A 12297-nucleotide genomic window follows, 5' to 3' on the forward strand; every position below is an offset into this window, starting at 1 on the left:
AAGGTGCGGTAATTGATTACTGTACAAGTACTGCGCGGGGAAGATGGACGGATCCATAGCTTCAAGGTAACGGGGCACGCGGGATATGCCGATCCGGGTGAAGATATTGTATGTGCTGGAGTTTCCAGCATTACCGTGGGAACGGTGAATTCCATTGAAGCGTTAACCGGAACCGTTATGGAGACCCGGATGAAGGGCGGCTTTCTTAGCGCGAATCTTCCGCCTACGGCAGATGATTCCGTCTCCGGCCAAGTTCAACTGCTTCTCGAATCCATGGTTGTTATGTTACAGGGAATTGCCGATTCGTACGGCAAGTATATAAGAATACAAGAATTGACTACTTGAAGAAGGAGGTAGACAACATGTTGAAATTGGATCTTCAGTTATTCGCATCGAAAAAAGGTGTAGGTTCCACAAAGAACGGTCGTGACAGCGAATCGAAACGTCTTGGCGTGAAACGTGCAGACGGTCAAGCAGTGACTGGCGGCAGCATCTTGGTTCGTCAACGCGGAACGAAAATTCATCCAGGCACGAACGTGGGTATCGGTAAAGACGATACTTTGTTTGCGAAAGTTGACGGCGTTGTGAAATTTGAACGTTGGGGTCGTGATCGCAAGAAAGTGAGCGTCTACCCGGTTGATGTCGCTCCAGTAGCGGCTGCAGTTGAAGCTTAATCGTTTCTTATGCTGCATACAGAAGAAGCCTTTCGGCATCGTTGCCGGGGCTTCTTTTTTTGTAAATTGCGCAAAGAATGATCATCCAGGGGATGAACCGTCCTGAAAGTCTATGATATACTGGGATTTGGTGAATGTAACCAATTGCTGTTGAAAGACGAGGAGAAGCGATGAAATCCTGGAAATGGATAGCAGCTGTGGCGGGGTTAACCTCCGTAATACCGGTGGCATGGATGGTATGGAAACCATCCTTGGCTGCAGGAGCAGTGTTGACGGCTTGGGCTGTCGCCGCGTCTGCCTGCGGAGCATGGCTTGTCCGTAAATCGGACGAGCGCAGGCAGCAAGCCATCATTCGGAATATGGAGCAGACGGCGATTCAGATGTTGAATCACCATCGTCATGATTGGATGAATGAGCTTCAAATTTTGTACGGCTACATTCAACTGGGGAAGCTTGATAAAACCGTGGGTTCTGTGGAAAGAATAAAGGACAGGATGGCGACGGAGAGCAGGATCTCCAAGCTTGGCATTCCTTCACTGGTTTTTTATTTACATTCATACCGAACGTACAGCAGCAACCTGCAGCTCTGCGTTGAAGTGGTGGACCAGGTACAGCTGGAAGACAAAGTATCGCCACAAACGGCAGAGTCTTTTACCGAAGCGATCATTCAAACGGTGAGAGCCTTTCAATTGAGCGGAACGGCGTCATGGGGGGATACCCGGCAGTTAACATTAACATTTATGCAGCAGGAGCAAGAGCTGATCGTATGGGCTCTAGGAGAAGGTTCCTTTGGAGACCCGGAGGGCTTGAAGCTTCAGATTGAACAATCCGTAAAAGGCGAAGGCATTCGGGTGGAGCAGACGGAGCCGGGGGAGACCTCGTACCGCTTGTATCTGCCGTTTGTGACTTGAGGAAGGTGATTTCATGTTTGTAGATAAGGCAAAAGTATATGTAAAAGGCGGCGACGGCGGCGATGGGCTCATTGCGTTTCGCCGTGAGAAATACGTTCCTGAAGGCGGACCTGCCGGCGGCGACGGCGGCAAGGGCGGCGACGTGATTTTCCGGGTGGACGAAGGACTGCGCACGTTGATGGATTTCCGTTACCAGAAGCATTTCAAGGCCAAGCGCGGGGAAAAGGGCCGCAATAAGAGCCAGCATGGGGCCAATGCGGAGAGCATGATTGTCCGTATTCCGCCGGGTACCATCTTAACGGATGACGATACCGGTGAAGTGATTGGCGATTTGACCCGTCACGGTCAACAGGTTGTTGTTGCCAGAGGCGGCCGCGGGGGCCGCGGAAACATCCGCTTTGCCACGCCGAACAATCCGGCGCCCGAGCTTGCCGAGAATGGAGAAGAAGGCGAAGAGCGCTACGTAACCATGGAACTTAAAGTGATGGCTGATGTAGGTCTCGTCGGATTCCCGAGCGTAGGCAAATCCACCCTGTTGTCTGTTGTATCGGCGGCTCAGCCGAAGATCGGGGCATACCATTTCACGACCATCACGCCGAATTTGGGCATGGTTGAGGTCGGGGACGGGCGCAATTTCGTCATGGCTGACCTGCCTGGCCTGATTGAGGGTGCCCATGAAGGCGTGGGACTTGGCCACGAATTCCTCCGGCACGTGGAACGAACCCGCGTCATTATCCACGTCGTGGATATGGCAGGCACGGAAGGACGGGATCCGTTCGAGGATTGGCAAAAAATCAACGATGAGATTAGGCTCTATAACCCGGTTCTGATCGAACGGCCGCAAATCGTAGCCGCCAATAAAATGGATATGCCGGAAGCAGAGGAGTACTTAACGGCCTTCAAAGAGAAGGTGAAGGAGATTCGCCCTGACATCGAGGTGATGCCGATCTCCTCGCTGACCCGTCAGGGGATCCAGGAACTTCTTTACCGCACGATCGATGTGCTGGAGAGCATTCCGGATGAGCCGGCGATTGAAGAAGTATCCGAAGTTTCCGAGCGCAAGGTGTATAAATTCAAAGCGCAGAACGACAATTCCTTCACCGTCACCAGAGACAATGAAATGTATGTGGTGCACAGTGAGCGAATTGAGCGAATGCTGAAACGGATGCAGATGAATTCGCATGATGCGATCCTGAAGCTTGCCAGAACGATGCGTCATATGGGCATTGATGAAGAGCTGCGGAAACGGGGCGCGACGGAAGGCACCATCGTACGGATCGGCGATTTCGAATTCGAATTTGTCGAAGGCAGCAGTTACTATTGATGTTCAGATGAATATATGTATAACAAAAATACCGCAAGGTCTGTCTACAGCAGGCTTGGCGGTATTTTTTTTCGTGAGCGAAGGGGGCTTCCCATAAACGTGAATCAAGCGTGCGCAGCCGTATATTCCATTGGCTGGGAGTCTGGCTCGAAATGCCGGATCAAGCTTTCCAAATTTTGCATCCACTTATCGGGTAAATCGTATACAATAGTAGTACAATAGTACCTTTTCCATAGATCTCAGGATGGAAGGAACGGCGCAAAAAGGAGAGTAGAACTATGGCTATTATTGAAGTCGTAAAATACGAAGGCCCGCCGGATGTGTTTGCCTGGCGTTATCCGAATCAGGAGTTAGGCACCTGGACCCAGCTTATTGTTCATGAGACGCAGGAGGCGATCCTGTATAAGGGGGGCAGGCACTGGACTCTTTCCCGGCAGGGCGGCATACGCTGAGTACGGCAAACATCCCGATTTTATCCAATGTCATCAATCTTCCATTCGGAGGGAAGTCTCCCTTTACGGCAGAAGTCTGGTTTGTGAACAAACTTCGTTCGCTGGACGTGAAATGGGGGACCAGCTCGCCGATCCAGCTGCAGGATCCGAAATACAACATCATCGTATCGCTCCGAGCCTTTGGCCAATTCGGCGTTCAAATCAGCGATCCGCGAAAGTTTCTGGGAACCATGGTCGGTACCCTGCCAACCTTTGATCAGGGAACGCTGGTCAAATATTACCGCGGCGTGCTGATGTCCAACATTACGGAAATCATATCCTCCTATATCGTTCGGAAAAAAATCAGCGTTGTGGAAATCAATGCTTACATAGCGGAAATATCCAAACACATCATGGAAGCGATTGCGCCTTCATTTGAAGAGATGGGGATTACCCTGCTGAATTTTTATGTGGATTCCATCAACATACCGGAGCATGATCCTGCAGCTGTCCGAATCAAGGAAGCGTTGGCAAAAAAAGCGGAGATGGATATCATCGGTTATACCTACCATCAGGAAAGAACCTTTAATACGCTTGAGGGAGCGGCGAAGAATCCCGGAAGCCCGGCTGCGGCCATGGGGACGGGGCTGGGCATGGGACTCGGAATGGTCGGTCCGATGTATGAGACCGTCGGCCATATGTTTGACCATGCCAAGCCTCAAGAGAAGAACGATAAGCAAATCGAGCAGAAGGCATGCACCAAATGCGGAATGCTGAACGGGGAAGAAGCGCGGTTCTGTTCGGGCTGCGGCCAGTCGTTTCAGACTCAGGCCGATGAAGCGCCGGCGAAAGCCATCCTGTGCAACGATTGCGGGCAGCCCCTGGCTCCGAATGCAAAGTTCTGCCTTCACTGCGGCGACCCTTACCATGCATGCCCGAAGTGCGGACATGATCACCCGGCTGGCGCTGCCGAATGTCCGGATTGCGGTGCACCGCTGCCGATGCCTTGCCGGGCATGTGGAGAATTGGTGGATGCCGAAGCCAAGTTTTGCCCGCACTGCGGGTCGAGTCACGCGCTGACATGTCCGGGGTGCGATCATGAGATCAAACCGGGCCAGAAGTTTTGCATGGAGTGCGGTCATAAATTGATGTGAAGCGAAAGCGGGGGAATCAGGTGAATACAAGAACCAAGGATCGAAACGGGGCATGGCTGGCAGCCATTGCGCTTCCGTTTGTCACGATCCTCTTATTTGGATGGGTCGGCGGGATGTTTCAGCCGAATTCTTGGATATCGGGGGTTGCCGTCGGATGCGCCGAAGCGGCCGTTCTCCTATTTATCGGCTCTGTCATCGGCAGGGGGAAGGCAGCTTCGTCAGGCACCCCATTTTATATTGCTTCCGGCATCATAATTGGTATCTATACGGTGTCCGTTGTGCTGGAGGTTATTTTGCTGGGATACTTATTTAAGCTGCCTGTATCCTCGTATTTCATGATTCATCTGATTACGCTTTCTGGATTTTTCGTTGTTCTTGGGCTCGTATTCCTGGCGGCAAAATATGCGGGCGCACAGGAGCGAAAGGAAAGCGATCATCTCGCGGTCAAGAGAGAGACTGTAGCCTGGATCGGGGAGATTCGCAGAAAGCTAAGCGAACTGCCGGGAGAGAACATGCCGTCGTTGGAACGGCAGATAGCCGAGCTTGAAGAGACGCTGCGTTATAGTGATCCCATATCACATACCTCCTTATATGAAGAGGAGCAGTTGATTCAGCAAAAAATTGCGATGCTGGAGGACCAAGTAACGTTGATCGGCGAGGCGCAAGCTGAACATCGCAAGGAACTGGCAGAGCAAACCGTTCCTATCATCCGCGATATTCTCCGAACGGTGCAGGATCGCAATACGGTGCTTCTGAAGGCAAAGGCGGGATCAACCTAATGCAGATGATAGTGGGGATAGCATATGGGAGCTTCTAATCTGAAGCGTTTTAAACTTAAGTTCACGAAAATGGATTATTCGATCATCGCGTTGGCCGTGCTTTTTTTCCGCTGGCCATCGTGCTGGCAGCCGTTCGGGTCCTTGTCACCCATCGGCACAACCGTTGCAAGGGGAGGAACAACCGTCTCTTCGGCTGGGTGCTTGCCATTACCTATGGAATCATAGAATTGCTCATGATTCTTGCGACGATTGATGACAAAGATATCGAAAGCCTCTATTCGGCCACCGTCGTTTGGGGCGTAATCATTCTGGTCCCAGCCATGATCATGCTGGTGATCGCCAATAAGGAAGACAAGAAATTCGGCAGCTTGCTTCAATTCTATTCGAATGCCATCCTGCATCGAGGGCTCGTCCAGGTCGAACATATTGCCCGTGAGGCGAGACAATCGCCTGCACACGTGATCCGGGATATCACGTTCATGTTTGAAGAGCGTATGCTGCCTAACGGAAAGCTCGACAACGGAGTTGTTCTCATCCCGTCCTTGCACAGAAAGTCCGAAGCGTTCCGTGGCGAATTCGTTTCGCGCAGCGGGCAGCGCGTGCAGTATTCATTGGGCGATACGACTGCAGGTCCGGCCCCCATATCCCGAACCGAACCTGCGTCCGATCCGGCTCCTAAATCCGTGGAATGCCCCGGCTGCGGAGCAAGAACGGTCGTAACGCATGTGGAGGGGAAGGAATGCGAGTATTGCGGTACCGTGATTGTGGCATAGCACGTCGGATGTACCATTTAAAAGAGAAGAGACTGGGGAGAACTTCGTATGAGCGTTCCGGTAAAGCCTTTTAAATCGCAATTTACCTCATTCGATTATTTTATTATCGGACTGACGTATGTGTTTTTTCCATTAGCTTTGATTATCGCTGCGTTTCGTATTCTGCCCACGCAGCAGCATCACAGTTATCAGGGAAGGAACCTTAGATTGGTCGGATGGGTATTGTTCGGCACTTATATTGTTATCCTGGTAATCAATTTAGTGACGAGCGAATCCAGCGAGCAGTTCTTAAACGATAATTTAGCGATGGCGTTGTGTATATTAATCCCCGCGTTGTTTTTGCTGGTTGCTGCCGACTTCTTAGACAAGAAATTCCGGAAGCTGCTCGGAATTTACAGGGAGGCTGTCTTGCAGCGGCGGCTAATTTACATCGAGCATATCGCGATCGTTGCGAACCAAAGTCCGGCCCATGTGATCCGGGATTTGAACTATATGTTGAAGGAGCGCATGCTTCCTGCCGGGAAGATTGAGGATGGCGCGCTGGTGATCCGTTCGCTGCATAGAGAGCCGGTAAACCCCGTTGAATCTCAAACGAAGACGGAATCCAAGTCTGTGGCATGTTCCGGCTGCGGCGCAAGAACCGTGATTTCACGGCATGAGGAAAAAAGAGTGCGAGTACTGCGGCTTGACCATGAGATACACCAGTTAGCTTGAAGTGATCGGCAGTCTCCGGAATACCGGGGGCTGTTTTTTTAACGCATCATTTGCAAATTTGACGTGAATACCGATGAGTTCCGTTTCGAATTGCGATATAGTATAGGCTATAGGGTTGGCCCGGAAATATCGGGCTCGCTAAAAATGGGTCACTTATGTATTGCCCTTACGGGGTATATCCAGTATAATGTCCACTATACGAATACAGTAGTCTTTGAGGAGAGGACGTTTGTGAAGGAACGCTACTATCTGGTCCGGGAAGACATCCTTCCCGAGGCTGTAGTTAAAACGATGCAAGTGAAAAAACTGCTGGCGTCGGGAGACGTGAGGACGGTTCATGAAGCCGTCGAGCAGGTAGGGCTTAGCCGCAGCGCTTTTTACAAGTACAAGGACGGCATCCACCCTATCAATCAATTGGAACGTGATGAAATCGTAACGATTTCCATCGATATGGAACATCGCTCGGGCATGCTATCCGAGGTGCTGGGGCTGGTAGCGGGTGAAGGCGGGAACGTGCTAACCATTCATCAGAGCATCCCGCTGCAAGGAATCGCGAATGTCGTTATTTCCGTCGAAGTTTCCCGGCTGAATGAGGAGCTGGATGATCTGCTTGACGGATTGAGGCGGATAGCCGGAGTCAGAAGAGTGCAGATGATAGGGCAAGGTTAGGGTAGAAACGACGAATAAATAGATATCTATGTGATGGGATACAGGAGGTAGTGTATTAATGAAACCGGTCAAAGTAGGGCTTTTGGGATTAGGAACCGTAGGAACAGGCGTTGTCCGCATCGTTGAGGGGCATCAGGAGGATTTGAGCAGTCAGGTCGGTTCGCCGATTACGATCGAGCGCATCGCCGTCAAACATTTGGAGAAGTACCGCAGCGTCAATGTGGATCAGAGTAAATTAACGGAAGATCCCTGGGCGGTCATTCGCGATCCCGAGATTGATGTCATCGTTGAAGTGATGGGCGGGATCGAGCAGACGAAAACCTACATCCTCGAAGCGCTTGAGCGCGGCAAGCACATCGTAACCGCCAATAAGGATCTGATGGCCCTGCACGGTGCCGAAATATTGGCCAAGGCGCAAGAAAAGCAGTGCGACGTGTTCTACGAGGCAAGCGTAGCCGGCGGCATTCCCATTATCCGTACGCTGATTGAAGGCTTCTCATCGGATCGTATCATGAAAATCATGGGGATCGTGAACGGTACGACCAACTTTATCTTGACCAAGATGAGCCAGGAAGGCGCCTCCTATGAGGATGTCCTGGCAGAAGCTCAGGAGCTGGGGTACGCGGAAGCCGATCCGACATCCGATGTGGAAGGCTTGGACGCGGCCCGCAAAATGGCAATACTCGGTACCCTCGGTTTCCGCACGAACGTTGAGCTCCAGGATGTATCCGTCAAGGGCATTTCGCAGGTTACGAAAGATGATATCGCTTATGCCAAACGTCTGGGCTACGAGATGAAACTTCTCGGTATCGCGGAGCGTCAGGACGATGAATTCAGCATCAGCGTCCAGCCGACGATGGTTCGCAAAGGTCATCCCATCGCCGCCGTGAACGGCGTATTTAACGCGGTGTATGTATACGGGGAGGCCGTCGGCGAAACGATGTTCTACGGAGCGGGCGCGGGCGAGATGCCAACCGCGACATCCGTTGTGGCAGACCTGGTGGCGGTCATCAAGAATCTGAAGCTTGGCGTTAACGGTCTGAAAGCCATCGTTCCTTATAAACCGAAGAAGCTCAAAACCGATGAGCAGATCATGTACAAGAATTTCATCCTGCTTCATGTGGACGATAAAGCAGGAGTGCTGGCGCAAATTACGCAGGTGTTCGCTCAATATAACGTCAGCTTGGAGTCCGTTGTTCAGCAGCCGAACGAGCACAACCCGGACGCAGAGATAATCATCGTTACGCACAATGCGAGCAAAGCCAGCATGGACGAAGTGCTGAATCACTTTGAAGGCCTGGAAGTCATTCGCCGAATCAAAAGTGTTTACCGCGTTGAAGGATAAGGATTAGCATCCATTAAATCAACATATATAATTTTTTCATAAGAAAAGGAGAACATGAGAGATGCCGTATGAAGGATTGCTGCAAACCTACAGAGAATATTTGCCGGTAAATGAGCGTACCCCGCTGCTAACGCTTAAGGAAGGGAATACCCCGCTCATCAAAGCCGTGAATCTATCCGAAGAGCTCGGAATCGATTTGCATTTCAAATTCGAAGGGCTGAACCCGACAGGTTCATTCAAAGACCGCGGGATGGTCATGGCCGTCGCGAAAGCAATGGAAGAAGGAAGCCGTACCATCATGTGCGCTTCGACGGGCAATACATCGGCTGCGGCTGCTGCTTATGCCGCTCGCGGCGGATTAAACTGCATCGTGATCATTCCGAACAACAATATCGCGCTGGGCAAGCTCGCGCAGGCGATGATTTACGGAGCGAAGGTGATCGCGATTGAAGGGAACTTTGACCGCGCGCTGGAAATCGTTCGCGAGATCACGGCCAAGCACCCGATTTCGCTGGTAAACTCCGTGAATCCTTATCGTATCGAAGGCCAGAAGACGGCTGCATTCGAAGTCGTTGACCAGTTGGGCAAAGCTCCGGACGTACTGGCCATTCCGGTCGGCAATGCGGGGAACATCTCCGCTTACTGGAAAGGATTTAAAGAATACCACGCAGCGGGTAAATCCACTTCCCTGCCGAAGATGCTTGGGTTCGAGGCGGAAGGCGCCATGGCTATCGTCAAGGGTGAGCCTATTCCGAATCCGGAAACGGTAGCGACGGCCATCCGCATCGGGAACCCGGCCAGCTGGAAAACCGCGGTTGCCGCGGCTGAGGAATCCGGCGGACAAATTAATTACGTCACGGACGAGGAAATCTTGGAAGCATACCGCAAAATCGCATCGCGTGAGGGGATTTTTGCCGAGCCAGGATCGGCCGCCTCCATCGCAGGCGTTTATAAAATGAAGCGAGAGGGATATTTTAAAGGTGGGGAATCCGTTGTCTGTGTGCTGACAGGACATGGGCTGAAAGATCCGAATATCGCGATTTCTACCGTGAACGCCGAACCGCTCGTCGTATCGGATACGGAATCGGCCGTAATGGATGCCATTGCTAAGCTTGAAGGAGCTGCGCGGGTATGAGTTTGTCCCAAGGCGTCCGGGTGAAGGTTCCGGCCAGCACGGCTAATTTGGGACCCGGATTCGATACGCTCGGCATGGCATTGTCCCTGTATTCCTGGATCGAGATGAAAGCGTCGGAGAAGACCGTGTTCCATCTTCATGGCGATGAGATGGGCGGTCTGCCGACCGATAAGAGCAACCTGATCTATAAGGTGGCTCAAATGGTTTTTGAAGAAGCGGGACAGGCAGTTCCTGATCTCGAGATTTCCATGTATTCCGAAATTCCGCTTACCCGCGGCCTTGGCAGCAGCGCATCGGCGATCGTAGGCGCGCTGGCTGCAGCCAACGCTCTAATCGGGTCACCACTGCCGGATTCCAAGCTTTTTGATATGGCGACGAATCTTGAGAAGCATCCTGATAATGTGGGGGCTTCTTTATTTGGAGGAATCATTGCGGCCGTATGGGATGGATCCCATGCGGATTATATGCGCATTGAACCTCCGGCGGACCTTGGAACGCTCGTGGTGATTCCCGATTTCGAGCTGGCGACATCCAAAGCAAGGGAAGCGCTGCCCGCCCAGGTCAGTTTAGCGGATGCTGTATATAATATTAGTCGGTCCTCCTTAATGACCGCTGCTCTTTCGGCAGGCAGACTGGACTTGATTCGTGCCGCGATGAAAGACCGGATTCATCAGCCATATCGTGCGCCGCTTGTACCGGGGATGTCCAAGATTTTGGCCGAAGCGCCTGATCATGGGGCACTCGGCATCGCGCTGAGCGGAGCGGGTCCGACGATGATTGCGCTGGTGGACCGGAACGAACCGCGTGCAGAAGAATTGGGCGCGTATCTCACGGAGACGATGAAGGCGGAAGGCATCCAGTCTTCGTGCTACCCATTGAATCCAGTTGCGGAAGGCGTCCAGCTCTTGGATGATATTAATAATAGATCCTTTTTGGATATGATTAGAGGGGAAGTTACCGCATGAAAAAAATAGCCTTGTTGCCCTCAGGATCGGTATCTCATGAAGCGATACTTTATCTCCTAAATGGCGAGCCGGTGGAATTTGTCCACCATAAACTGATCTCTGATGTATTTATGTCAACAGTAGAAGGAAAAAGCGATTACAGCGTGATCCCGATCGAGAACACCATTGAAGGCTCCGTAAGCCTTCATATGGATTGGCTGGTCAATGAGGTGGATCTGCCGATGCAGGTGGAGTGGGTCTATCCCTCCATCCAGAACCTGATCGGTAATGCTGCCGAATTCCGTTCAAGTGACGGAACGATGGATTACAGTCAGATCAAAAAGATCTGGTCCCACCAAGTTGCGACAGCCCAGTGTCGTCAGTTCCTAGCGAAGGCTGCACCGCAGGCTGAGTTGGAGCAAGTGGGCAGCACCTCCGAAGGGGTTAAGATCGTAAAGGAGAATCCCGGCCGGGGATGGGCGGCAATCGGCACTTCGCTAGGCGCGGCCACCCACGAATTAAACGTGCTTGCCGAGCGTATTACCGACCATGATAACAATTACACACGGTTTGTGCTGATCGGACGCGAGCCGATATTGGTCAACCGTTCGCCGGAACATATCAAGACCAGCATTCTCGTAACGCTTCCAGAAGACGTGCCGGGAGCGCTGCATCAGGTGCTTTCCGCTTTTGCGTGGCGTCGCCTGAACCTGTCGCGGATCGAATCCCGTCCAACGAAGAAGAAGCTCGGTAATTACTATTTTTATATCGATGTCATGGCCGCAGCGGATTCCGTTCTGTTGGTTGCCGCCATGGGAGAGATTGAAGCGCTGGGATGTCTGGTTCGAGTGCTGGGCTCTTATCCGGGCTACGCCTATGAGAGTGAGAAAATGGAGGTTAAGTAAATGTCGGAGCAATGGATCTATTTAGATGGAGAATATGTCACGAAAGAGAATGCTAAAGTATCCGTTTTTGACCATGGGTTTCTGTACGGAGACGGCATATTCGAAGGCATTCGAATATATAACGGCAACATCTTTAAGTGCAAAGAGCACTTGGACCGGCTGTATGATTCCGCCAAGTCCATCGATTTAGTCATCCCCCTGGCATATGAAGAACTGCTGGAGGCAATGGCCGAGACCATTCGACGCAATGACATGCGGAATGGGTATATCCGTATCGTGGTATCCCGCGGTGCCGGCAATTTGGGGCTGGATCCGCGCCGCTGCCCTAAACCGACCGTGTTGATCATTGTAGAGCAGCTGGCGATTTATTCAGAAGAAGCTTATCTCAATGGCCTGAAGGCCGTCTCCGTTGCCCAGCGGCGTAACATACCGGATGCGCTTAACCCGAAAATCAAATCCTTGAACTATTTGAACAATATCCTCGTGAAGATCCAATCCAACTTTGCGGGAGCGGATGAGGCTATTATGATGAACGCGCA

General features: G+C 51.8%; 13 protein-coding genes and 1 pseudogene (1 of these 14 cut by a window edge). All 14 read left to right on the forward strand.

Annotation, left to right across the window (positions count from 1 at the left end; translation table 11 throughout):
* Positions 1-12: 12 nt before the first annotated feature.
* Entirely contained in the window at positions 13-345 is a 333-nt protein-coding gene (locus tag P0X86_RS08275; protein WP_015734020.1) for a ribosomal-processing cysteine protease Prp, read from the forward strand.
* 17 nt (positions 346-362) lie between these two features.
* Positions 363-674: a 50S ribosomal protein L27 gene (rpmA, locus tag P0X86_RS08280; protein ID WP_015734021.1), complete on the forward strand. Its 312-nt coding sequence runs from the start codon at positions 363-365 to the stop codon at positions 672-674.
* A gap of 170 nt (positions 675-844) precedes the next feature.
* Complete coding sequence (locus P0X86_RS08285; protein WP_249732884.1) at positions 845-1585, forward strand: Spo0B domain-containing protein; 741 nt, start codon at positions 845-847, stop codon at positions 1583-1585.
* A 13-nt stretch (positions 1586-1598) separates the two neighbouring features.
* Positions 1599-2909, forward strand: coding sequence for a GTPase ObgE (gene obgE, locus P0X86_RS08290; protein WP_192569323.1), 1311 nt, complete (start codon positions 1599-1601; stop codon positions 2907-2909).
* A gap of 278 nt (positions 2910-3187) precedes the next feature.
* Positions 3188-4494: pseudogene (locus P0X86_RS08295) on the forward strand (SPFH domain-containing protein).
* A gap of 20 nt (positions 4495-4514) precedes the next feature.
* Positions 4515-5273, forward strand: coding sequence for a tropomyosin (locus tag P0X86_RS08300; RefSeq protein WP_213580567.1), 759 nt, complete (start codon positions 4515-4517; stop codon positions 5271-5273).
* A gap of 119 nt (positions 5274-5392) precedes the next feature.
* Positions 5393-6046, forward strand: coding sequence for a hypothetical protein (locus P0X86_RS08305; RefSeq protein ID WP_277748305.1), 654 nt, complete (start codon positions 5393-5395; stop codon positions 6044-6046).
* 48 nt (positions 6047-6094) lie between these two features.
* On the forward strand, positions 6095-6760 hold the full coding sequence (locus P0X86_RS08310) for a hypothetical protein (RefSeq protein ID WP_277748306.1): 666 nt from the start codon (positions 6095-6097) through the stop codon (positions 6758-6760).
* Positions 6761-6991: 231 nt separating this feature from the next.
* Complete coding sequence (locus P0X86_RS08315; RefSeq protein ID WP_009594028.1) at positions 6992-7429, forward strand: ACT domain-containing protein; 438 nt, start codon at positions 6992-6994, stop codon at positions 7427-7429.
* 58 nt (positions 7430-7487) lie between these two features.
* Positions 7488-8774, forward strand: a complete 1287-nt coding sequence (locus P0X86_RS08320; protein WP_015734027.1) for a homoserine dehydrogenase — start codon at positions 7488-7490, stop codon at positions 8772-8774.
* A 61-nt stretch (positions 8775-8835) separates the two neighbouring features.
* Positions 8836-9909, forward strand: a complete 1074-nt coding sequence (gene thrC, locus P0X86_RS08325; protein ID WP_009594024.1) for a threonine synthase — start codon at positions 8836-8838, stop codon at positions 9907-9909.
* Positions 9906-10874: a homoserine kinase gene (gene thrB, locus P0X86_RS08330; protein ID WP_213580569.1), complete on the forward strand. Its 969-nt coding sequence runs from the start codon at positions 9906-9908 to the stop codon at positions 10872-10874. The genes thrC and thrB overlap by 4 nt, the downstream gene beginning before the upstream one ends.
* Complete coding sequence (gene pheA, locus P0X86_RS08335; protein WP_009594007.1) at positions 10871-11758, forward strand: prephenate dehydratase; 888 nt, start codon at positions 10871-10873, stop codon at positions 11756-11758. Before thrB ends, pheA begins: the two co-directional genes overlap by 4 nt.
* On the forward strand, positions 11759-12297 hold the 5' portion of the coding sequence (gene ilvE / locus P0X86_RS08340; RefSeq protein ID WP_015734030.1) for a branched-chain-amino-acid transaminase. Its footprint extends 346 nt past the window's final position; 539 of the gene's 885 nt are visible here — the first part of the coding sequence; it begins with the start codon at positions 11759-11761; its stop codon lies off the right edge, out of view.

Source organism: Paenibacillus sp. BR1-192, from assembly GCF_029542445.1.
GTDB classification, from domain to species: domain Bacteria; phylum Bacillota; class Bacilli; order Paenibacillales; family Paenibacillaceae; genus Paenibacillus_AQ; species Paenibacillus_AQ lautus_A.

What these genes read in the sequence shown, in the direction of transcription:
- thrB (WP_213580569.1), top strand. Translation starts at nt 9,906, where the DNA reads ATGAGTTTGTCCCAAGGCGTCCGGGTGAAGGTTCCGGCCAGCACGGCT.
- pheA (WP_009594007.1), top strand. Translation starts at nt 10,871, where the DNA reads ATGAAAAAAATAGCCTTGTTGCCCTCAGGATCGGTATCTCATGAAGCG.
- thrC (WP_009594024.1), top strand. Translation starts at nt 8,836, where the DNA reads ATGCCGTATGAAGGATTGCTGCAAACCTACAGAGAATATTTGCCGGTA.
- obgE (WP_192569323.1), top strand. Translation starts at nt 1,599, where the DNA reads ATGTTTGTAGATAAGGCAAAAGTATATGTAAAAGGCGGCGACGGCGGC.
- P0X86_RS08285 (WP_249732884.1), top strand. Translation starts at nt 845, where the DNA reads ATGAAATCCTGGAAATGGATAGCAGCTGTGGCGGGGTTAACCTCCGTA.
- rpmA (WP_015734021.1), top strand. Translation starts at nt 363, where the DNA reads ATGTTGAAATTGGATCTTCAGTTATTCGCATCGAAAAAAGGTGTAGGT.
- P0X86_RS08320 (WP_015734027.1), top strand. Translation starts at nt 7,488, where the DNA reads ATGAAACCGGTCAAAGTAGGGCTTTTGGGATTAGGAACCGTAGGAACA.
- P0X86_RS08310 (WP_277748306.1), top strand. Translation starts at nt 6,095, where the DNA reads ATGAGCGTTCCGGTAAAGCCTTTTAAATCGCAATTTACCTCATTCGAT.